Source organism: Cellulosimicrobium protaetiae, assembly GCF_009708005.2.
In the GTDB taxonomy this organism is placed as follows: Bacteria; Actinomycetota; Actinomycetes; order Actinomycetales; family Cellulomonadaceae; genus Cellulosimicrobium; species Cellulosimicrobium protaetiae.
On record NZ_CP052757.1, the window covers coordinates 1,761,125 to 1,783,800 of the forward strand.

Here is a 22,676-nt window from a genome sequence, read left to right on the forward strand (position 1 = left end):
CCCGAGGCACCCTGGAGGGATGAGCAACGACGCGCCCGCCCGGCCGCTCCCCACCCCCGGAGCCGTCGGCGGAACGACCCTCACCTCCCCGGAGGACCTCGTCGAGGAGGCCGTCGCCCTGGCCGGCCGCTGGCTCGCAGCCAGCGAAGGTGCGGGTGACGCGCGCGCCCGGAGGACCGCCGAGCGGCTCGGCGCGCTCGTCTCCGACCCCGCGGGCCTCGAGCTCGCGGTCCGGTTCGTCGACGACGTCGCGCGCCCCCAGGACGTGCACGTCGCCGCGCGGGCGCTCGGTCGCCTCGGCGAGCTCGCCGGGAGCGCAGGCTCGTTCCTCGGGCCGGTCGACCGGACGCTGCTGCGCGTCGGGGCGGGCGTCGCTCCCGTGCTGCCGCGCGTCGTCGTGCCCGCCGCGCGCGTGCGGCTGCGCCAGCTCGTGGGTCACCTCGTGGCCGACGCCGGTCGCGGCCTCGGCCCGCACCTCGCCCGGACCCGGGCGGAGGGCTACGCGCTCAACGTCAACCTGCTCGGCGAGGCCGTGCTCGGCGAGTCCGAGGCGGACGCGCGGCTCGAGCGCACGCTCGCGCTCGTGCGGCGGCCCGACGTCGACTACGTGTCGGTCAAGGTGTCGTCCGTCGCGTCGCAGCTCGTCACGTGGGACCTCGACGGGTCGTGCGAGCGCGTCGTCGAGCGGCTGCTGCCGCTGTACCGGGCCGCGCGCGACCACGGGGTGTTCCTCAACCTCGACATGGAGGAGTACAAGGACCTCGCCCTGACGACCGCGGTGTTCCGCGAGATCCTCGCGCACGACGACCTGCACGACCTCGAGGCCGGGATCGTGCTCCAGGCGTACCTGCCGGACGCGCTCGGCGCGCTCGGCGGGCTCACGCGCTTCGCGACCGAGCGTGTCGCGGCCGGGGGAGCGCCCGTCAAGGTACGCCTCGTCAAGGGCGCGAACCTCGCGATGGAGGCCGTCGAGGCCGAGCTGCACGGCTGGCCGCAGGCGCCCTACCCCACGAAGCCCGACGTCGACGCGAACTACGTCCGCCTCCTCGACCACGCCCTGCGCGCGCCGCGGACCGACGCCGTCCGCATCGGCGTCGCGAGCCACAACCTCTTCCACGTCGCGCTCGCCGTGCTCCTCGGCCGGGCCCGCGGCGTGAGCCACGCGCTCGACGTCGAGATGCTGCAGGGCATGGCCCCCGGCGAGGCGCGCGCCGTGCGCGACGAGGTCGCGGCCGACCGCGTCGAGAGCGGCCCGCACGCGGGGCGGGGCGGGCGGGTCGTGCTGTACACGCCCGTCGTGCGCGACGAGGACTTCGACGTCGCGATCTCTTACCTGGTGCGCCGCCTCGAGGAGAACGCCGCCGAGCAGAACTTCCTGCACGCCATGTTCGCGCCCGACGGGTCGCCCGCGGGCAGCCCCATGGAGCGTCAGGAGGCCGCGTTCCGCGCGTCCGTGCGCCACGGCGTCCACTACACGGAAGCCGACGTGACCCCCCGCCGCCTTCCCCGCCCCGCCGTCGAGCCCGGGGTCGCTCCCGACGAGGCGACCGTCGTGGGGACAGGTCCCGGGTTCGGCACCGGGTTTGCGAACGCCGCCGACACCGACCCCGCCGTCGCGGCGTCGCGCGACTGGGCGCGACACGTCACCGGCCCGGACTCCGGGTTCGTCCCCGTCCGCTCGGCCGAGCTCACGTCCGCCGCGCAGGTGGACGACGCCGTCGCGACCGCCGTGCGCGCGACCGCGGCGTGGTCGCGGGTCGCCCCGGCTGCCCGGGCCGCCGCGCTGCGCGCCGTCGCCCGGCGGCTCGAGGAGGCGCGCACCGACCTCGTCGCCGCGATGGTGCACGAGCCGGGCAAGACCGTCGCCGAGGCCGACCCCGAGGTGAGCGAGGCCGTCGACTTCGCGACCTACTACGCGCGCTCCGCCGAGGACCTGGACCGCGTCACCGGGGCACGCTTCACGCCCGACGGCGTCACGCTCGTCACCCCGCCGTGGAACTTCCCCGTCGCGATCCCCGTCGGCGGGGTCCTCGCGGCGCTCGCGGCCGGGTCCGCGGTGCTCGCCAAGCCCGCGCCCCCGACGCCGCGCTGCCTCGAGGTCGCCGTCGAGGCGATCCACGCGGGCCTGCGTGACGCCGTCGCGGCCGCGCCGGGGGAATTCGCCGGGCTGGACGCGGGCTCGGTCACCGACGTCGTGCAGTACGTCCGCGTCCCCGACGACGAGCTCGGGACGCGCCTCGTCACGCACGACGACGTCGCGCGCGTCGTGCTCACGGGCTCGATCGAGACCGCGCAGCTCTTCGCGCGGTGGAAGCCGTCCCGGCCCGTGCTCGCGGAGACGTCGGGCAAGAACTCGCTCGTCATCACGCCGTCGGCGGACCTCGACCTCGCCGTCGCGGACCTCGTGCGCTCGGCGTTCGGGCACGCGGGGCAGAAGTGCTCGGCCGCGTCGCTCGCGATCCTCGTGGGGTCGGCGGGCGACCCGCGGACCGAGACGGGGCGCCGCGTGCGGCGCCAGCTCGTGGACGCGGTGCGCTCGCTCGCCGTCGGCCCGGCCACCGACGTCTCGACGACCATGGGCCCGCTCACCGAGCCTGCCTCGGGCAAGCTGCTGTACGCGCTGACGACCCTGGATCCGGGGGAGTCGTGGCTCGTGCGGCCGCGGCAGCGGGACGGCGGGCCGGACCTGGAGGGCCGCCTCTGGACGCCCGGCCTCAAGGAGGGCGTCGCGCCCGGATCGCCGTTCCACCTCACCGAGTACTTCGGTCCCGTCCTCGGGATCATGACGGCCGCGACGCTCGACGAGGCGATCGCGCTCCAGAACGCCGTCCCGTTCGGGCTCACGGGCGGCATCCACAGCCTCGACGACGCCGAGGTCGCGCGCTGGCTCGACGCCGTCCAGGTGGGCAACGCGTACGTCAACCGGCACATCACCGGGGCGATCGTGCAGCGGCAGTCGTTCGGCGGCTGGAAGCAGTCGGCCGTCGGGCCGGGCGCCAAGGCAGGCGGGCCGAACTACGTCGCGCAGCTCGGCCGCTGGGCCGACGCGCCGGGCGAGGGCACTGATAGTGGCGCCGTCACGTCGTCGGGCACCCCTGCCTCCGGGACCGCCACGCCCGACGCGGCACCGCCCGCGCGCGAGGCCTCGCCCGAGGCGTGGCTCGCGTGGGCGCAGGCCGACGACGCGCGGTGGTGGCAGCGAGAGTTCTCCGTCGGCCACGACCCCTCGGGCCTGCACGTCGAGTCGAACGTGTTCCGCTACCGCCCGGTCGACGTGCTCACCGTGCGCGTCGGGACCGACGCGCTGCCGGTCGAGGTCGAGCGCGTGCTGCACGCCGCGCGGACGGCGGGCGTGCCGGCGGTGGTCGTGCCGTCGGCCGGCGACGCGGCGGTGAGCGACGGCGACTTCGCGCGACGCGTCGCGTCGGGTGCTGTCCGGGGACGCGTCCGCGTGGTCGGGTCGGCGCCGGGCCTGCACGAGGCCGCCGCCGAGCGCGTCGGCGACGTGACCGTCCTGGACCACCCGGTCGTCGCGAGCGGACGCCGCGAGCTCCTCACGGTGCTGCACGAGCAGGCGGTCAGCCGCACCACGCACCGGTACGGCCACGTCAAGCACTGAGCCCGCGTCGCCACCGCGGGAGAGGCCCGGCCAGGACGGGTCGCTCCCGCGGTGGAACAGGCGCTACCGCGGGGCGACGGTGACGGAGGCCGCGTCGCGGAAGCCGCGCAGGCGTTCCGCCTGCTCGGCGACGGCGTCCGTGAGGCGCGCGTCCCACGGGACCCACGGGTCCGTGAGGACGGTGAGCCGTCGGCCCGACGCGCGGGGCCGCCACGTCCCGACGACCTCACCGTCCGCGAGCACGGCCCCGGGCCGGCCGAGCACACGCCAGAGGTCCTTGGCGCGGGACGCGTCCGGGACGAGCGTGACGCGGTCGCGGAGCTGGAGGGAGAGGTCGTAGGGGCCGACGAGCCGGACGACGGGCTCGCCCGCCGCGCGCGCGTCGCGGAGCCGCGCCGCGGCGCCGACGAGCCGCTCGACGTCGTCGGCCAGGACCCAGCGCTCGGCCGGGCGCGCACCCGGGTCGGCGTCGGCGACCTCGGCACGTACCGCATGCTCGGGCCAGTGGGTCCGCACCTCCTTGACCGGGGCGTCGAGGAACCCGGCGACGTCCTGGACGCTCGCCGCGGGGAAGAAGCGCAGGTAGCCGCGCACGACGTCGAGGCGCGGCACGGCCTCGGACCCGAGCCGGGCGTACAGCGGCGGTTCGAGGTCCGGGATCCGTCGCAGGACCGGTGGCGACGTCCCCGGCTCGAGCTCGAGGCCGGCCTGGAGCGCCGCGAGCCGGAACGTCTGCTCGTAGCTGTGCGTCGCGCCGCACGGGCGGCACCAGCGCAGGTAGGGCTCGTCGAGGCGCTCCGTCACCCGCGTCGAGAGGTCGCCCTTGACCGTGGGCGCGTCGACGAGCTCGCGCTCGAGCCGCGCCTCGGTGCGCAGCGCGTCGAGCACCGCGACGCCCGCAGCGCGCAGGGGCCGGCTCGCGTCGAAGACGCGCTTGGCGGCGTCGGCCTCCGAGAACGGGGCGGTCGCGACCGCGACGTCGCCCAGGTCCACGCGGCGGTAGACGTGCGGCGCGCCCCGCAGCGTCCAGGCGAGGGCGAGGTCCGGCGGCAGGCTGCCCGGCCGCACGTCCGGGGCGCCGCGGAGCGCGAGCGCCCAGGCGGCGCCGTCGGGCCCCGTGTCCTGCACGCCCAGGTCGAGCGCCGCGACGTCGACGGGCGAGGCGGCCGAGCCTGGCGCCCGGTCGAGCTGCTGGGCGTGCCAGCGGGCCGCGAGCACGTCGGCGCGCGAGATCGTGACGGAGGCCGGGGTCGGGTCCACGACCTCAGGCTACGGGCGACCACCCACCCTGAGCCGGGTCCGCCCGGCCCGCCGACGCCGCTCCCGACGCGCCTCGGCGCCGGGAGCGTCAGACCGAGTCGCGCTCGACGAGCTCCGGCGCGAGCACGTGCGACGCGATCTCGTCCCCGCGTCCACCGACGAGGTCGAGCAGGAGGTCCGTCGCGCCACGGACCATCTCGACCATGGGGTTCTGGACCGTGGTGAGCGGCGGGACCGTTGACGCGGCGGTCGCGAGATTGTCGAAGCCGACGACGGACACGTCGCGCGGCACCTCGCGACCGTGCGCCGCGAGGACGCGCAGCGCGCCCTCCGCCATGAGGTCGGAGGCGACGAACAGTCCGTCGACGTCGGGGTGCGTCGCGAGGATGCGTTCCATCGCCACGGCGCCGCCCGCGACGGCGAAGTCGCCGATCTCGACCGCGTCGTCGGGCAGACCGGCACCCTGGAGCACCTCGCGCCAGCCCGTGAGCCGGTCGACGCCGGCCGTCATGTCCTGCGGGCCGGCGATCGTCGCGATGCGCTTCCGCCCCGCCTCGACGAGCCGGCGCGCGGCCAGGCGGCCGCCCTCGACGTTGTCGACGTCGACGTAGAGCAGGTCGGGCGTCGGGCGGAACGGTCGCCCGACGAACACCGCGGGCAGCCGGGCGGCGAGCAGCGCCTCCTCGAGCTCGTCGTCGCGGTGGTGCGACGCGACGATCGCGCCGTCCACGTGCCCGCTGCTCAGGTACCGCACGATGCGCCCCGGCTGCTCGTCGGGCCGTGCGAACAGCAGCACGAGCTGGAGGTCCGTGCCGCCGAGCGCAGCGCTGACGCCGCGCATCGTGCCCGCGAGGAACGGGTCGGTGAGGATGCGCTCGTCCGGCTCGGGGACTACGAGGGCGATCGAGTCGGTGCGGCGGGTCACGAGGGAGCGGGCGGCGCGGTTGGGCGTGTAGCCGAGCTGGGCGACGGCGGCGTCGACGGCCGCCTGGGCCTCGGGCGACACGCGCAGGCCGCCGTTGATCGCGCGCGACGCGGTCGAGCGCGAGACACCCGCCGTCTGGGCCACCTCGTCCAGGGTCGGCGCGGAGCGCAGGCTGTTCATCAGGACAGTATCCCGCGCGCGCTCGCCCGACCGCACCGCCCCGCTCACCGTGTCGTCACTCCCCGGCGGCGGTGTCCGCGGCGGACGCGTCGCGCGCGGGGACGGCGTTGTCGCGCGCGACCTGCGCGTACCAGGCGCCGCTCGCCTTGACCGTGCGCTCCTGCGTCTCGTAGTCGACGCGGACGATGCCGAACCGCTTGGTGTACCCGAGCGCCCACTCGAAGTTGTCGAGGAGCGACCACGCGAAGTACCCGCGCACGTCCGCGCCGGCGTCGATCGCGTCGCGCGTCGCGCGCAGGTGCGCGTCGAGGAACTCGAGCCGGTCCTGGTCGTCCACCGCGCCGTCCTCGGCCACCTGGTCGGGGTAGGCCGCGCCGTTCTCGGTGATGTACATCGCCACGCCGCGCGGGCCGGTGAAGTCCTGCTGGAGGCGCGTGAGCAGGCGCGTCAGCCCCTCGGGCTGCACCTCCCAGCCCATGTCCGTGCGGGGCAGGCCGCGCGAGCGGTCGTGCGCGTCGTCCGCGGCCGGGAAGGGGGACGCCGTCGAGCGCACCGGCGCGTCGTCCGCGGGCTCGTCGCGCACGCCCTCGGGGCGCGTCCCGCCGCCGGCCTCGGTCGCGGGCAGCGGGTGCCCCGACACGGCGCCGCCGTTGTAGTAGTTCACCCCGAGCGTGTCGATCGGCGTGGAGATGATCTCGAGGTCGCCGTCCTTGACGTGGTCGAGCAGCCCGTAGGGCGCGACGTCCTCCAGGACGTCCGCGGGGTACTCGCCGTGGAAGACGGGGTCGAGGAAGATCCGGTTGAACTGCCCGTCGATGCGGCGCGCGGCGTCGACGTCGGCCGGGTCCTGCGGGTCGACCGGGTCGGAGACCGTGAAGTTCAGCGTGAGGCCGAGGTTCGCCTCCGGCGCGCGCTCGCGCAGCGCCTGGACGGCGAGGCCGTGGCCGAGCAGGAGGTGGTGCGCCGCGGCGAGACCGTCCTCGCGCGACTGGCGGCCGGGCGCGTGCACGCCCGCCGTGTAGCCGAGGAAGGCCGAGCACCACGGCTCGTTGAGCGTCGTCCAGACGCCCACGCGGTCGCCGAGCGCCTCGTGCATCGTCACGGCGTACTCGGCGAAGAGGTAGGCCGTGTCGCGCGAGGTCCAGCCGCCCTTCTCCTCGAGCGCCTGCGGCAGGTCCCAGTGGTACAGGGTCAGCCACGGCAGGATGTCCGCGCCGAGCAGCTCGTCGACGAGGCGGTCGTAGAAGGCGATGCCCGCCGGGTTGGGCGCGCCGCCGTCGGGCCGGACGCGCGCCCACGACGTCGAGAACCGGTACGTGCCGAGGTTGAGCTCGCGCATGAGCGCGACGTCCTCGCGGTACCGGTGGTAGTGGTCGCACGCGACCATGCCGTCGTCTCCGTTCACGACAGCGCCCGGGACGCGGGCGAACGCGTCCCACACCGAGTCCGTACGGCCGTCGGTGTGCCCCGCGCCCTCGATCTGGAACGCGGCGGTCGCGGCCCCCCAGAGGAAGCCCGGGGGCATCTCGACGCGTCCGGTCGCGGTCGCCGGGTTCGGGAGGAGGGGCGCGGACGGGACGAAGCTGGTCATGGGTCGATTGTCCTTCGAGAGGTCGAGGATTGGCGCGCGGGCGGGCCGGTGGGCCCGCCCGCGCGACGGTCTGCCGCGCGGGCGTCGCGCACCGGGGTGGTGCGCGGCCGCGCGGTGGCGCCGGGCGTCAGCCCTTGACGGCGCCCTGCATGATGCCCGCCACGAGCTGGCGGCCGGTGAAGATGAAGATGACGATCAGCGGCAGGGTCACCAGGAAGATCCCCGCCATGACGAGCGAGTAGTCGACGAAGAAGTTCGCCTGGAGGGACCGGACGACCAGCGGCAACGTCGGGTTGTTCTGGTTGAGCACGATCGACGGCCAGAAGAAGTTCGTCCACTGCTGCACGAAGGTGAACAGACCGAGCATCGCGGCGGCAGGGCGCGCCGCGGGGAGCGCGATGGACCAGAACGTGCGGAACATCGACGCGCCGTCGACGCGGGCCGCCTCGATGAGCTCGTAGGGCAGCGCCTCGCCGAGGTACTGCGTCATCCAAAACACGCCGAACGCGGTGACGAGCGCCGGCACGATGACGGCCTGGAGCTTGCCGATCCACCCGAGGTCCGACATGAGGATGTACATCGGGATGACGCCCAGCTGCGTCGGTACCGCCATCGTCGCGATGACGAACACGAGCAGCGGCCCGCGGCCGCGGAACCGGAGCTTGGCGAACGAGAAGCCGGCGAGCGTCGAGAAGAGCACGACGGACAGCGACGTGAGCACCGCGACGACCACCGAGTTCCAGGCGGCCTTCCAGAAGTTGATCGCGTCGGAGTTCATGACCTCGGCGAACCGGTCGAACAGGCTCGCGTCCGGCAGGAGCTGCGGCAGCGCGCTCCGCGAGATCTCCTCCGGCGTGGAGGACCCCAGGATCAGCGTGAAGTACAGCGGGAAGATCGAGACCAGCAGGACGACCCCGAGGATCGTGTAGGTGACCCAGCGGGGGCGGCGCTGGGTACCGCCGACGTTCTTGCCGGCACCACGGCGTCGGGCGGCGGCGCGGGCCGCGCCCGGGCCGGCGGTCTGGGCGATGACGGGGACGGAGCTCATCGCTTCCTCCGGTCGGTCGTGCGGGCGGCGGTCGGTGCGGACGCCTGGTCCCCGGCGGCGGAGCGCTGGGCGGACATGGCGCCCTCGGCGCGCAGGCGCTTCTGGGTCTCACGACGCCGTCTGACCCACCGCGGCGGGCGCGGCTGGGCGTTGGAGGTGGCGATCCGCCGGGTCACGAGGAAGTTGATCATCCCGATGACGAGGATGAGGAGGAACAGCAGCCAGGCGACCGCGGCCGCGCGGCCGAAGTTCTTCTGGTTGCCCCACGCGACGTCGTAGAGGTACAGCACGGTGGTCATCCACTGCCGGTCGGCGCCGCCGAGGCCCTGCGCGTCGTACATGCGCGGCTCGTCGAAGATCTGGAGGCCACCGATGGTCGACGTGATGACCACGAAGATGATCGTCGCGCGGATCTGCGGGACGGTGACGGAGAAGAACTGGCGCACGCGGCCGGCGCCGTCGATGATCGCGGCCTCGTACAGCTCGCGCGGCACGGCCTGCATCGCGGCGAGGAAGATCAGCGCGTTGTAGCCCGTCCAGCGGAAGTTCACCATCGACGCGATGGCGACGTGGCTCGCGAGCGCGTCCGCGTGCCAGCGGATCGGCTCGATGCCGACGAAGCCGAGGAGCTCGTTGATGAGGCCGTACTGGTCGGCGAAGAGGCGGCCGAAGATCATCGACACCGCGACGGGGGCGACGACGTAGGGGAGCAGGACCCCCATGCGCCAGAACGTGGCGGCACGCAGGTTCTGGTCGAGCAGCGCGGCGATCGCGATGGCGGCGATGACCTGCGGCACGGAGGAGAGCAGGAAGATCGAGAACGTGTTGCGCAGCGACTTCCAGAACGTGGGCTGCGCGAGGACGTCCGTGTAGTTCTGCAGGCCGACGAAGTCGCCCTGCCCACCGAGCAGGTTCCAGTCGTAGACCGACACCACGGCGGTGTACACGAGCGGGAAGAGCCCCGTGATCGCGAACAGGATGAAGAACGGCGAGATGTAGAGGTAGGGCGAGACCTTGACGTCCCAGCGGCTCAGGCGCTGGGAGAAGCCGACGCGGCGCGGCGTGCGCGGCGACGGCCCGCTGAGCCCGGGCGTGGGCTGGGTGGGCGAGAGGACGGCCATGTGGGATTCCTGGGCTGCTGGGTGGCTGCCGGGTGGCTGCCGGGGCGGCTGCGGGCGGAGCGCCCGGTGGGTCGACGCGAGCGGGGCCGGGGCGGCAGGTCGTGCCGCCCCGGCCCCGTCAGGTCACAGGCCCAGGTCCTGGAAGGACTGGAGCGTCTTCTGCCACGAGGCCGCGGCGTCGTCGGTCTTCTCGACGTCCACGCGCTTGATGCCGTCCTGGACCGTCGTGTGGATCGCGAAGTAGTTCGCGCCCTTGAACGGTGCGCTGTCGATGCCGGCCGCGCGGGCGGCGAAGATCTCACCGACGGGCGCGTTGTTGAAGAAGTCGTTGGTCGTCGACTTCACCTCGTCCGTGCTCTGCACCTCGACCTGGGACGGGAACGTGCCGGCGTTCGAGAACGCGATGGTCTGCTGCTCGGGGGCGGTCAGCCACGCGGCGAGCTCCTTGGCCGCCTCGGCGTGCGGGCCGGAGGCCGGGACGGTGAGGAACGAGCCGCCCCAGTTGAGACCGCCGCCGGGGAAGACGTCGGCGACGTTCCAGCCGGTGACGCCGCCGGCGCGCTCCTCGATGGGGCCGGTCATCCAGGACGGGCAGATCATCGTCGCGAAGCCGTCGTTCTGGAACGCGGCGTCCCAGTCGGGCGTCCACTGCTCGAGGCCCGCGGAGAGCTCGTTGGTCGTGGACTGCTCGACGACCGTGTTGTAGATGTCGATGATCGGCTGGTTCGTCGCGAGGTCCTTGGGCGTGCCGTCGGACTCCTCGTAGGCGTTGTCGATCTGGTTGACCATGCCCTGCGAGATCGACATGGCGGAGTCGTACCAGGCCGCGTCGCTCGCCTCGACGAAGGTCTTGCCCGCGGCGAAGTAGTCGTCCCACGTCGCGTCCTCGCCGCCGAGGAGCTCCGCGACCTCGGCGGGGTCGGTCGGCAGGCCGGCGGCCTCGAAGAGGTCCTGGCGGTAGCAGATCGCGCTCGGGCCGATGTCGGTGCCGTAGCCGATGAGCTTGCCGTCCGCCGTCGTGGCCTGCTGGACCTTCCAGTCCAGCCAGCGGCCGTCGAGCTCCGGGTCGGCCAGGTCGGTGAAGAGGTCGGGGAACTGCACGAGCTCGGGGATCCAGTCGACCTCGATGGCCTCGATGTCCGCCAGGCCCTCGCCGCCTGCGGCGAGCTTGGTGGTGAGGTTGGTGCGCGCGTCCTCGGACTTCGCCGCCTTGGTCTGCTTGACGGTGACGTTCGGGTGCTCCTCCGTGTACGCGGCGAGGAGCTCGTCGCTGTAGCCGAAGTCGTTGAACGTGGCGACGGTCAGCGTGATCTTCTCGCCGTCGCCGGAGCCCGTCTCGTCGTCGTTCGAGCCGGAGCCGCTCGAGCACGCGGTCAGGGTGAGGGTGATGGCCGCGAGGCCTGCGACGGCGGTGATCGCCTTGCGGGGCCGGCGGGTCGTACGGGTGCTGCTCAGCACGGTGACTCCCTTGTCGGTGGGGCGGGGTCGTGGCAGCGCTCCCACCTCCAATGTGGTAGCGCTTCCACACAACGGAGTGATCGTGCTTTCCCCGCCGAACCCGTGTCAAGCGCCGATCACCCTCGACGCAGTGTGGTCGCGCTCCCACACATGCATAACCGCAGGTCAGGGCGCTTCTCGCGCCTACCGATCGGTCGGGTTCGGCGGAAATCGTTACCGGTTCGAGACCGCCTCCGCGGGCGCGCGAGGGTCGGCGCGCGACCTCAGCGGGCGAGCCACTCCCGGCCCGCCGCCTCCTCAGCCGCCAGGGCGGCGCGGACCGCCTCCGCGGCGGCCTGCTCGATCGCGCCACCGAACAGCGGCACCGAGGCCTTCACCTCGCCCGCGTAGCGCTCCACGGTGCCGTCGCCGTCGGGCGAGAGCGTGACCGTGCCCGTGAGCCGCACCGGGGCGCCGGTGATCTCGAGCGAGACGGTCCCGGACCGCTCGCCGTCGCGCTCCGGCTCCCACGCCTCCGCCTGCCGGATCTCGAGCTGGCCCCCGACGAAGGACCGGACGTGGGCCGGGATCTGGTCGGTGGGCAGGGTGCGGCGGACCGTCACCGTGAACCCGTCGACTGCGCCGCCCGTGACGTCGACCTGCTCGACGTGGGCGCCGTCACCACCCGAGCGTGCGGCGCGCCAGCGGACGAACTCCTCGTCGGCGAGCATCGCGCCGACCACGGGGACGGCGGCGGGGTAGCGGAGCTCGACGCTCAGGTGCACGGGACCTCCTCGGGCCACGGGCCGACCTGCCGCCGACCCGTGCAGGTCGGCCGCCGGGCCGGTCGGCGGGTTCGGGCGACCGCGCGCGCGGGCGCTGAGGGGACTCTACCGGTCCGACCCCCTTACGCTGGGGTCCGTGTCTGCCATGAGTGACCTCATCTCCCGCCACGCCGACCTCAGCCCGGCGGACAACGAGTGGTTGCACCTGCTCGTCGGCGACTGGCAGGTGATCTCCGACCTCGCGTTCGCCGACCTCGTCCTGTGGCTCCCCACGTCCGACGGCAACTTCGTCGCGGTCTCGCAGTGCCGTCCGTCGACCGGCGCGACCGTCCACTACGACGACATCGTGGGCTCGCTCGCCCCCGAGGGGCAGCGCCCGCAGCTCGAGCGCGCGCTCACCGAGGTCCGCTCCCAGCGTTCGCGCGAGCCGCGCTGGTTCGGCGCGTACGCGGTCCGGGAGGAGGCGATCCCCGTCCTGCACGCCGGGCGCGCGATCGCCGTCGTCGCGCGGCAGACCAACCTCGGCAGCGGACGCACGCCCTCCCGCCTCGAGCTCAACTACGTCGAGGCCGCGGACGACCTCATCGCGATGATCTCGCGCGGGGAGTTCCCGTTCCCCAACGCCGCGACCGGACCGCGCCGGGGAGCTCCCCGCGTCGGTGACGGCCTCATCCGGCTCAACTCCGAGGGCGAGGTCCTCTACGCGAGCCCCAACGCGCTGAGCTGCTTCCACCGCCTCGGGGTCATCGGCCCGCTCGTCGGGCGCTCGCTCGCCGAGGTGACCGCCGACCTCATCGAGCACCAGACCCCCGTCGACGAGTCGCTCCCGCTCGTGGTCATGGGTCGCGCGCCGTGGCGCACGGAGATCGAGGCGCAGCGCGTCGCGCTGTCGCTGCGTGCGCTGCCGCTCACCGAGTCGGGGCAGCGGATCGGCGCCGTCCTGCTGTGCCGCGACGTGTCCGAGCTGCGGCGCCGCGAGCGCGAGCTCATCACCAAGGACGCGACGATCCGCGAGATCCACCACCGCGTCAAGAACAACCTGCAGACCGTCGCCGCGCTCCTGCGCCTGCAGGCCCGCCGCATGGACGTGCCCGAGGCGCGCGCGGCCCTCGAGGAGGCGATGCGCCGCGTCGCGACGATCGCGCTGGTGCACGAGAGCCTGTCGCAGACGCTCGACGAGGAGGTCGAGTTCGACGACATGGTGGGCCGCGCCCTGCGCCTCGCCGCCGACGTCGCGTCCGCCGACACGAGCGTGCGCACCGTCCGGACCGGGAGCTTCGGCCTCGTGCCCGCGGAGGACGCGACGCCGCTCGCGCTGATCCTCACCGAGCTCGTCACCAACGCGGTCGAGCACGGGCTCGCGAAGCAGGACACGGGGACCGTCGAGGTCGCGGTCGAGCGCGAGGGCTCGGCCCTGCGCATCGTGGTCGCCGACGACGGCATCGGGATGCCGGACGGTGACGTCGCCCGCGCGGGCAAGGCCGCGAAGAGCGGGCTGGGCACGCAGATCGTGCGCACGCTCGTGACGAACGAGCTCGGCGGCACCATCGAGTGGTCGCCGCGCCCCGGTGGGGGGACGCAGGTCGTGCTCGCGCTCGTCCTGCGGGACGGCGCGCGCCAGGGCTGACGGTGCGCCGACGTCCGCGGAGCGTCGGGTCGGCGCGTCGGGCGGTCGTGGAGCCCGCGTCGCGCGGTCGAGGTCGTGGGGCCTCGGGTCGCCCGGCAGGGGCGGGGAACGCGAACGGGCCGCCACCCGGAGGGTGACGGCCCGTGTCGGCGAGCTTGGTGCTCGACGCCCGGAGGCGGAGCGGTGTCAGCCGGCGCGGCGAGCGCGGGCCGTGCGGCGCTTGAGGGCGCGGCGCTCGTCCTCGGAGAGGCCGCCCCAGACGCCTGCGTCCTGCCCGGACTCGATGGCCCACTTCAGGCACGTGTCGACGACGTCGCAGCGACGGCACACGGCCTTCGCCTCCTCGATCTGCAGGAGCGCGGGCCCCGTGTTGCCGATCGGGAAGAAGAGCTCGGGGTCTTCGTCGAGGCATGCTGCGCGGTGGCGCCAGTCCATGGTCGTCGTCTCCTTGGCTGTGGGTGAGCCTGGTCGCGAGGTGATGACTCGTCGCGTTGCGCACCGGGCAGGGGGCTGCCCGGACCAGGGCTCGAGGCGGGGGTGATTGATGCTTGAACCAGGTTCACACCTCGTGAAGCGCAGCACAAGGGGTTACGAGAAAGTTTCCGTCGCATGAATCGTGAGGTCTTCGTCACACGGGTGTGAAGCCGCAGGTCGGCGCGTAGGCTGGGTGATCGTGCCCCCTCGCAAGACGCCCGCGGACCAGCCCGAGCCCCGACCCGTCACGCCCGGCGCGGCGTCCGGCGGTGCCTCCGACGACGCGTCCCGACCGCCCGCGCTGACGGCACTGCTCGCGGGTGTCGGCGTCGAGGTCCTCGCCCTCGTGGTAGGTGCCGCCGTCATCCTCGTGGAGCTCGTCGGCGGTGGTTCGCAGTCCGTCGGGGTCAGCGCCTTCCTCGTCGTCTTCGCGCTGGGTGTCGCCGCGGTGCTCGCCGCGAGCCTGCGCGGGCTCCTCCAGGGTCGGCGCTGGGCGCGGTCGCCCGTGGCGACCTGGCAGATCCTGCAGGCCGTGGTCGCCGTCAGCTCGCTCCAGGTCGGGGTCACCCCGTGGGTCGTCGTCGCGCTCGTGCTCGCCGTCGCCGTGCTCGTCCTGCTCATGCTGCGCCCGGTGGTCGAGGCGACGACCCGGGACGCCCGCCCCGACGCCTGAGGGCGGGCGCGTCCGGGCTCGTGCGCCGCGCGACGGGCTCACGGCGTCGCGACCTGCACGGGGGTGAGACGCGACCCCCGCACGAGGACGCCGCGCCCGGGCCGGGGCCGGCCCGGGTCGGCGAGCAGGTCGACCCTGTGCCCGAACACCTCGCCGCTGCCTCGCTCGCCCGGCGCGAGGACGATGCCCGTGCGGGTGCCACGCAGGTCGGCGAGCGCCCCGCGCAGCGCCGTCGCGGCGCCGCCCGTCGTCGCGGAGGCGAGCAGCACGAGTCCGTCCCGGCACGCCGTCGCCAGCCGGTCCGCCTCGAGCACGCAGAGCTGGGCGAGGAGGTCCAGGTCGTCGACCACGACCGTGCCGGGCGCGCCGGCGCCGCTGATCGTGTCGAGAACCGCGCCGAGCTCCGCCGGGGCGTAGCGGCCCACGTGGTGGGCCCCGGCACCGGCCGCCACCGCGGCGAGCGCGTCGTCGCGAGCCACGACCGCGCGGAGCGCCCCGGAGCGTGCGACGTGCCGGGCGAGGAGCGTCAGCGCGCTCGTGCGGCCGCTGCCGGGCGGCCCCGCGACGAGCGCACCGCGCGACACGTCCAGGCAGACCGTCGTCGCGTCGTCGCCCCCGAGCCCGACGGGCACGAGCAGACCGGGGTCCGCCCCGGGTCCGACCCCCGTCGCGGCGCGTCCCGGACGAGTGTCCGTCGCGGGGTCGGCGAGCTCTGCGGACCGGACCCGGTCGGGGAGCCGGAGCAGCCGTACCCGGCCCGGCGGCACAGCCGCAGCCGGGCCGGCGCCCGCCGCGTCGCGGCCCCGGGCGCCGGGTGTCGGCCCGTCGACGTCGGGGAGCGCGACCTGGCACAGGAGCGGCTCGCCGGGCCCGAGCCACACGGCCCGTCCCGGCGCCCCGCCCTGCCCGGCGAGCGGGGTCGGGACGCCGCGGGACACGTCGTCGTGGCGGTCGCGCGACGCCAGCACGCACCGCACGCCGACGAGCGACACGAGCCCGCCGACCGTCGGCCCGCTCCCGCTCACGACGAACGCCGCGGGGGAGTCGGCGAGGGCGTCCCCGAGCGCGTCGGCACCCGCCCCGTTCGCCACCGCCGCGAGCGTGGCACGGACGGCCTCGACGTCGTCGACCAGGACCAGGACCCGCCCGGCGGCCGCGCCGTGGCCCGGTGGCCGGTCCTGGCCGTCGTCGTGCCCGACGAGGAGCCGCAGGAGCCGGACGAGGCGTCGAGGGTCGGTGCGGTCGACCACGGTCCCCGCCGCCGGGTGGCTGCCGAGGTCGCCGAACCGCGACCCGACGGCGTGCACCGTCCACCCGCGCGCCAGGGCTGCCCGTGCGAGCGTCCGCAACGCGGTCGTGCGGCCCGACCGGGCGCCGCCCAGCACCGCGAGGTGCCCGTCGCGCGGGTCCCAGCGCACGACCTCGCGGCGCTGCGACGCGGGCAGGTCGCCCAGCGCGACGGGCAGGCCGTCGCCGCCGGTGCTGTCGTCCGGTGCGTCGGCGAGGTCCGCGGCCCGGACCGACGTCGGGAGCGCAGGCAGCCACGGAGGTGGGGAGTGGGGTCGTGCGGACCCGCCGGCGGCCTCGCGCGCGGCGTCGACGAACCACGGCACGAGGTCCTCCGCGGCGGGCGACCCGACCCGCCCCGGCAGCGGACCGCCGTCGTCCGGCGCGGGCTCGGGTGCTCGTCCGGAGCCCCACGCGGGCGCGAGGCGCACGAGCGCGTCGGTCGACGGCGGTGGCGCCCCGGCACGGGCGCACTGCACCGCGAGCGGCGGCTCGGCGCCGCGGCGCAGGACGAGCCGACCCGGCGTCGAGGCCGGGACGAGCGCGGCGAGCGGCGACTCCACGACGTCCCGCGAGTCGGCGGCGTCGACCACCCGCAGGGCGAGGCGCAACGTGATGTTGGCGCGCACGTCCGCACCGACCGCTCCGGCGGGTCGCTGGGTCGCGAGCACCAGGTGCACGCCCAGCGAGCGGCCCTGGGCGGCGATCCGCAGCAGACCCGGGAGCAGGTCGGGGAGGTCGTCGGCGAGCGCGCGGAACTCGTCCACCACGACGACGAGCCGGGGCAGGCGTCCTCGCGGCAGGTCGTCGACGTCCGTCGCGCCGACCGTCGCGAGGACGCGCTCGCGACGGTGCAGCTCGGCCCGCAGTCCCGCGAGCGCGCGCCCGGCGAGGCCGGGGTCGAGGTCGGTGACCTGGCCCACCACGTGCGGCAGCCCACCGCAGGCCCCGAACGACGCTCCACCCTTGAAGTCGACCAGCGCGAACGACAGCTCGTCCGGCGACCGCCCGAGCGCGAGCCCGACGACCAGGGTCTGCAGGAGCTCCGACTTCCCCGCGCCCGTCGTCCCGGCGACGAGCACGTGCGGGCCGTCACGGACCAGGTCCACGGGCACGGCGTCCCCGCCCGGCCCCGCCCCGAGGACGACGCGCAGCCCGTTCCCGTCCCGGCGTGCCGCGGTCTCCCAGCGCCGCCGGACCCAGCGGACGAGCTCGTCGGGGTCGGACGGCGCGTCGAGCAGGTGGCCGAGCGCGACGTCCCCCGGCAGGGCGGGCGACGTCGGGTCGCCCGGGTCCGGCTCCTCCGGGTCCGCCCCGACGAGCCGACCGAGGTGGTCCGCGGCGGCGAGCCGTCGCGTCAGGCCGGTGGCCCATCGGTCGCTCACACCGACGTGGTCGCGCGCGGTGCGAGCGCCGTCCGGACCCGTGACGACGGCGAGCGTGCCGGTCACGTCGAGCACCGTGCGGCACCAGGCCGGCACCTGCCGTGCGTCGTCGACCACGAGGAGCACGTCGGTGCCGGTGGGGCGGAGCCTGTCCCAGGCTCGCGTGAGGGCGCCCGGGGGCGGTGCGCCGTCGACGACGAGCACGGCCCTCCCGGACCGCGGCGCCGGGACGTCGTCGAGGGCCGGGCTCCAGGACGCGCCCGGGAACCAGCGGCACCACGCCCAGTCCCGCGCGCGGCCGTGCGCGTGCACCGTCGGCGCGACCCCTGAGGCCAGGAGCTCGGCGAGCACGGCCCGGGCCGCGGCGAGCGCCCGGTCCCGCGGGCCGACGACGGCGGCGCACCCGTCGGGGAGCCGCGCCGCGGCGGGCGTCCCGGCCGGTGCGGCGACCGCGTCGGCGGCGACGGGGTGGGAGCGGGGCGTCCCCCTGGCCGTGCCCGTGGCCGGTGCGGTGACGGCGACGGCCGCCCACGTGAGGACGTCCGCGGGTCGGGGCCGCAGGGGGTCGACCGGGGCTCGGGCGTCCTCGTCGTCCGCGTGCCGGGCGTCCCCGATCCGACCCGGACCGACCGTGCCCCGGTGGGCGGCCGACCGTGCTGCCCGTCGCCTGCGCGCCTCCACGAGCGCCGGGACGAGGAGCGCCAGCGGGCCGACGAGGGCGAGCAGCGCGTAGAGGGGCTGGCGGAAGGTGACGGCCAGGGCGAGCGACGCGACCGCGGGCGTGAGCGCGGTCGCGAGGTGGGCGGCGCTCGGGCGACCCGGGTCGTCGCGGCGGGACGTCGGGGCGGTCGGGCCGGTGCGCGGTCCGTGCGCGAGGAGGGGGCGTGGCCGGAGCGCGTACGCGCCGTGCGGGGTCACGAGGACCTGCCCGGGCCGCCACACGGTCCGCCGCCACCGTGCGACCGTGCGGCCGGCCCTCGCGGCGCGGGCGACGGGGACGTCCGCGTCGTCCGGCACGCGCCGGGTACCACGCGGGGCGCGGACCCGGACCCGCGGGCCCCGCCGACCGGTGCGCCACCGGACGTCGAGGTCGTCCAGCGAGAGCCGGCCGCGGGCGGTCGCCGCCACGGGCACCAGTCGCCCGGAGTCGGCACCGCAGTGCACCGCGAGGTGCAGCGGAGCGGCGAGCACCTCGTCGGCGCGGCGCGGGTCGCCGACCGGCTGCTCGACCGCCGACGACCGGGACCGCGGCCGTGCCACGGCGACGGTGGCGCCGGGGAGCAGCGGGCGCGTGCCGCACCGCTGGTCGTCGTCGACGGGGACGCCGTCCACGACCAGCGGCGCCGTCCGCAGCTCGGGCCGGCACGTGAGCTCGGCGAGCGTCTCCCGGGCGTCTCCGAGGCGGGTTCCGACGCCCAGCAGGACGTCGGCACCCGGGAGGACCGTGACGCGCACCGCCGCCTCGGCCGGGTGTCGGACGGCGGAGGGCACCCGCGGCGGACCGGCGTGGCGGACGTGGAGCGAGGACGCGAGGGGCACGCCGCGATCGTGCCCGAGGCGGGTGCCCCGGCGACGGGCGCGAGCGCGCCCCTGTGGACGGTGGTCCGTCCACAGGGGCGCGCGTCGGCCGTCAGGCCCGGCGAGGAGCGGCTCAGTCCACGGCGAGCGCCGCGACGGGCGACGTGCGTGCGGCCGTCCGGCCGGGCACGACCGACGCGACCAGCCCCGCCACGAGCGCGACGACGAGCACGAGCGCGACGTCCCGCCACGGCACCGCGAGCGACACGTCGCCCATGACGCTCAGCGCCGTCGCCGCCCCGGCCCAGCCGTACAGGACTCCGAGCACGATGCCGAGGACCGCCCCGACGCCCGCGATGAGCATGCCCTCGATCGCGAGCATCCACCGCAGCTGTGCCCGGCTCAGGCCGATCGCGCGCAGCGTCGCGGACTCGCGGCGCCGCTCGATGACCGAGAGCGACAGCGTGTTCGCCACGCCGATGAGGGCGATGACGACGGCGACCGCGAGGAGACCCACGATCACACCGAGGATCGTGTCGATGACGCTCTGCATCGCGGCACGCTCGACCGCGATGCCGGCCACCTCGACGGGCGTGTCCGACTCGACGATCGCGTCCTGGATCGCGGGCACGACCTGCGTCGCGTCGCCCGTGTCGTCGAGCCCGACCCACAGCCGCGACACGACGGCGTCCGGGGCCAGGGTCCTCGCGTCGTCGGCGTCGAGGAGCCAGCCGTCCCCGATGGCACCGACGTGCGCGGTCACCTCGAGCGTCGACCCGTCCGGACCTGTGAGCTCCAGCGTGTCGCCCTCGGCGACGTCCCAGGCCTCGGCGTCGCCCGCGGGGACCATGACGGTGCCCGGCGCGAACGCGGCGAGCACGTCGGGCGAGCGCACGACCGCGCGCGCCTGGTCCGGGTCGACCCCGTGCATCGTCATCTCGGCGCCGTCGAGCAGCGTGACCGTCACGCCGGAGAGCTCGACGACGCGCGAGACGCCCTCGGTCCCCGAGACGGCGCGCACCACGTCGCCCGGCACCGCGTCCTCGGCCGACCCGTAGGCGTCCGTCGCGACGAGGACGTCGACCGGGTACTGGTCGTCGAGCGCCGCGTCGAGGGACGTGCGGGCGCTCGCGGCTCCGGTCGACATCATCGCGACGAGCGTGACGCCGATGAGCAGCGCGGTGCTGGTCGCCGTGGTGCGGCGCGGGTTGCGCAGCGTGTTCGCGGTGGCGAGCCGCGCCGTCGAGCCGGTGCCGGCGAGCAGCCGGCCCACGAACGAAACCACGCCCGGCAGCCAGTACACGGCACCGACGAGGACGCCGACGAACGACAGCGCGCCGCCCGCGACCCCCGCGAGGAGGCCCGCCTCGGCGCTGCCGTTGCTGCCGAGCCAGATGCCGCCGCCGAGGACGGCGAGGCCCCCGAGGGTGAGCAGGCTCGCGACGACGAGGCGCACGCGACCCCCGCCGCGCGTGAGGCTCGGCGCGTCGGCGGGGCGGAGCGCCTCGAGCGGCGCGACGCGCGTGGCGGCGCGCGCCGGGGCGAACGACGCGACGACGGTCACGAGGGTCCCGACGAGCAGCGGCACGAGGACGACCGCGGGCGTCACCGCGATGGTGGCGGGGATCGGCACCCCGAGGTCGGCACCGCGTGCCACGAGGAGCGCGACCTGCGTGAGCAGGCTGCCCAGCAGGATGCCGCCGAGGGACGAGGCGACGCCGAGGATCGTCGCCTCGGACAGGACGGACCGCGCGAGCTGCGACCGGTTCGCGCCGACCGCGCGCAGGAGGGCGAGCGTGCGCGTGCGCTGCGCGACGAGCACCTGGAACGTGTTCGCGATGACGAGCGCGGCGACGAGCAGGGCCACCGCGGCGAAGCAGAGGATCACGTACGTGAAGACGTCCTGGTCGCCGGTCATCTTGCGGGCCTGCGCCTGGGCGTGCTCGTCGGGCGTCACGGCCTCGGCCTGGTCCGGCGAGGCGGCGACGAGGTCCGCGCGCGCCGTCTCGAGGTCCGTGCCCGGCGCGAGGCCGACCATCGCCGCCGAGTACAGGCGCTCCGCGTCGTCGGGGCTCGCCTGCGCGGCCTCCCACGCGGCGACGTCCTGCGCCGTCACGACGACGGCCCCGCCCATCTGGGCGTACGCGCCGTACGGGTCGTCGGTCGTGCCGACGACGGTCAGCTCGTCGCGGACCTCCTCGTACGTGCCGCCGTCGGGCGCGGAGTCGTCCCACACGTTGCGCGAGCTCGTCACCGTGTCGCCGATCCCGACGCCCAGCCGCTCGGCCACCGAGGTCGGGAGCGAGACCTGCCCGGACGCCGTCGGCATCGAGCCCTCGACGACGTCGAGCGCCTCGAAGCGCGGGTCGGACGGCGCCGGGACGCCGAGCTGGAACACGCGCTTCGCGCCGTGCGCCAGGTCGAGGTAGGTGAACTGGACCGCGTCGACGGCGTCGACGCCGTCGACGGAGCGCAGGGCCTCGACGTCGGACGCCGTGAGGTCGCTCGGTGCGGACACGACGAGGTCGGCGTCCGCGAACTGCGCGGCGATCGAGTCGTTCGTGGTCCGGGTCATGACGTCGCCCGCGATGAGCGTCGCCGTGACGAAGGCCGTCCCGATGACGATCGCGACGCCGGCCGCGACGAGGCGGCCGAGGCTGCGGCGCATCTGCGCCAGGGTGAGGCGCAGCATCAGGCGCGCACCGCCTGCGGGGTCGACCCGGCGGCGTCGGCACCCGGCGCCTCGAGCGTGCGCAGCGCGTCGAGACCCGCGAGCACCGACTCGGGCGTCGGGTCGGTGATGTCGCCCGCGATGCGGCCGTCCGCGATGAGCACCACGCGGTCCGCGTACGCCGCGGCCGTCGGGTCGTGCGTGACCATGATGATCGTGCGGCCGAGCTCGCGCACCGAGCGGCGCAGGAAGCTCAGCACCTCCGCGCCGGAGCGCGAGTCGAGGTTGCCCGTCGGCTCGTCGGCGAAGACGACCTCCGGGCCGGCGATGAGGGCGCGCGCGATGGCGACGCGCTGCTGCTGGCCACCGGACAGCTCGCTCGGCCGGTGGCTCAGGCGCGCCTCGAGGCCGAGCGTGCGCACGAGCGTGCCGAACCACTCCCGGTCGACCTTGCCGCCCGCGAGCTCGACGGGCAGCGTGATGTTCTGCTCCGCGGTGAACATCGGCAGCAGGTTGAAGGACTGGAACACGAAGCCCACGCGGTCGCGGCGCAGCTGCGTGAGCGCGTTGTCGTTCAGGCCCGTGACCTCGGTGTCTCCGATGAAGGCGTGCCCGCTCGTCGCGGTGTCTAGGCCCGCGAGCAGGTGCATGAGCGTCGACTTGCCCGAGCCCGACGGGCCCATGATGGCGGTGAAGTGGCCGCGCTCGAAGTCGACGTCGACGCCGTCGAGCGCGTGCACCGCGGCCTCGCCCGTGCCGTAGGTCTTGCGCAGCGAGCGGGCCCGCACCGCGGGCGGGCCGGCGGGGGCTGGGTCGGCGGGTCGGTACACGGTCGTGTCCACGTTCGTCTCCTGGGTCGGTGTTCGGGCCGGACGGCGGTCCCCGCGCGGCGGGCCGACGGCGGGCCGGGAGGCACGCGCCGGGGACTGTGGACGACGCTACGGACGGGGCCACGCCCACCGCGTCCGGCGACGGTCGGGTCCTGCGGGCGGCGCGGGTCATCCCCTGGTCGTAGGGGCACCGCGCGGTGGGCGGACGCACCGGCGCCCCACGGGTCCGTGGACCGGTGGGGCGC

Annotated in this window: 14 protein-coding genes; 3 read left to right on the forward strand and 11 right to left on the reverse strand. The window is 75.4% G+C overall.

Annotation, left to right across the window (positions count from 1 at the left end):
* Positions 1–19: 19 nt before the first annotated feature.
* Positions 20–3,619 (forward strand): proline dehydrogenase family protein, encoded by a 3,600-nt coding sequence (locus FIC82_RS07490; RefSeq protein WP_154798128.1) that lies wholly within the window; start codon positions 20–22, stop codon positions 3,617–3,619.
* Positions 3,620–3,682: 63 nt separating this feature from the next.
* Here the strand turns inward: FIC82_RS07490 and FIC82_RS07495 are convergent, their stop codons facing one another.
* The 7 genes from FIC82_RS07495 to FIC82_RS07525 form a co-directional block, all read right to left on the reverse strand.
* On the reverse strand, positions 3,683–4,879 hold the full coding sequence (locus tag FIC82_RS07495) for a DNA glycosylase AlkZ-like family protein (protein ID WP_168731600.1): 1,197 nt from the start codon (positions 4,877–4,879) through the stop codon (positions 3,683–3,685).
* Between the two features lie 88 nt (positions 4,880–4,967).
* A complete protein-coding gene (locus FIC82_RS07500; protein WP_154798129.1) occupies positions 4,968–5,984 on the reverse strand; it encodes a LacI family DNA-binding transcriptional regulator in 1,017 nt (338 codons plus the stop codon).
* Positions 5,985–6,039: 55 nt separating this feature from the next.
* Complete coding sequence (locus FIC82_RS07505; protein ID WP_154798130.1) at positions 6,040–7,575, reverse strand: glycoside hydrolase family 1 protein; 1,536 nt, start codon at positions 7,573–7,575, stop codon at positions 6,040–6,042.
* Between the two features lie 127 nt (positions 7,576–7,702).
* The gene (locus FIC82_RS07510) at positions 7,703–8,623 is read right to left on the reverse strand and encodes a carbohydrate ABC transporter permease (RefSeq protein ID WP_154798131.1); all 921 of its coding nucleotides are present in this window, start codon (positions 8,621–8,623) and stop codon (positions 7,703–7,705) included.
* Complete coding sequence (locus tag FIC82_RS07515) at positions 8,620–9,744, reverse strand: carbohydrate ABC transporter permease (protein ID WP_154798132.1); 1,125 nt, start codon at positions 9,742–9,744, stop codon at positions 8,620–8,622. The genes FIC82_RS07510 and FIC82_RS07515 overlap by 4 nt, the downstream gene beginning before the upstream one ends.
* Before the next feature lie 123 nt (positions 9,745–9,867).
* Entirely contained in the window at positions 9,868–11,202 is a 1,335-nt protein-coding gene (locus FIC82_RS07520; RefSeq protein ID WP_168731601.1) for an ABC transporter substrate-binding protein, read from the reverse strand.
* A 263-nt stretch (positions 11,203–11,465) separates the two neighbouring features.
* Positions 11,466–11,966: a DUF2505 domain-containing protein gene (locus FIC82_RS07525; protein WP_168731602.1), complete on the reverse strand. Its 501-nt coding sequence runs from the start codon at positions 11,964–11,966 to the stop codon at positions 11,466–11,468.
* Positions 11,967–12,111: 145 nt separating this feature from the next.
* On the opposite strand from FIC82_RS07525, the gene FIC82_RS07530 reads away from it, so the two are divergent.
* Positions 12,112–13,593 carry a sensor histidine kinase gene (locus tag FIC82_RS07530; protein ID WP_154799959.1) on the forward strand — a complete coding sequence of 494 codons (1,482 nt, stop codon included), beginning with the start codon at positions 12,112–12,114 and terminating at the stop codon, positions 13,591–13,593.
* A 186-nt stretch (positions 13,594–13,779) separates the two neighbouring features.
* On the opposite strand, the gene FIC82_RS07535 is transcribed toward FIC82_RS07530, so the two are convergent.
* Complete coding sequence (locus FIC82_RS07535; RefSeq protein ID WP_021481972.1) at positions 13,780–14,028, reverse strand: WhiB family transcriptional regulator; 249 nt, start codon at positions 14,026–14,028, stop codon at positions 13,780–13,782.
* A gap of 238 nt (positions 14,029–14,266) precedes the next feature.
* On the opposite strand from FIC82_RS07535, the gene FIC82_RS07540 reads away from it, so the two are divergent.
* Positions 14,267–14,740: a hypothetical protein gene (locus FIC82_RS07540; protein ID WP_154798133.1), complete on the forward strand. Its 474-nt coding sequence runs from the start codon at positions 14,267–14,269 to the stop codon at positions 14,738–14,740.
* 38 nt (positions 14,741–14,778) lie between these two features.
* Here FIC82_RS07540 and FIC82_RS07545 read toward each other — a convergent pair whose 3' ends face one another.
* The 3 genes from FIC82_RS07545 to FIC82_RS07555 all read right to left on the reverse strand — a co-directional run bounded on the left by FIC82_RS07545 (position 14,779) and on the right by FIC82_RS07555 (position 22,443).
* The gene (locus tag FIC82_RS07545; RefSeq protein ID WP_154798134.1) at positions 14,779–18,951 is read right to left on the reverse strand and encodes an FtsK/SpoIIIE domain-containing protein; all 4,173 of its coding nucleotides are present in this window, start codon (positions 18,949–18,951) and stop codon (positions 14,779–14,781) included.
* A gap of 112 nt (positions 18,952–19,063) precedes the next feature.
* On the reverse strand, positions 19,064–21,622 hold the full coding sequence (locus FIC82_RS07550) for an ABC transporter permease (RefSeq protein ID WP_154798135.1): 2,559 nt from the start codon (positions 21,620–21,622) through the stop codon (positions 19,064–19,066).
* On the reverse strand, positions 21,622–22,443 hold the full coding sequence (locus FIC82_RS07555) for an ABC transporter ATP-binding protein (protein WP_168731603.1): 822 nt from the start codon (positions 22,441–22,443) through the stop codon (positions 21,622–21,624). The genes FIC82_RS07550 and FIC82_RS07555 overlap by 1 nt, the downstream gene beginning before the upstream one ends.
* Positions 22,444–22,676: the final 233 nt, after the last annotated feature.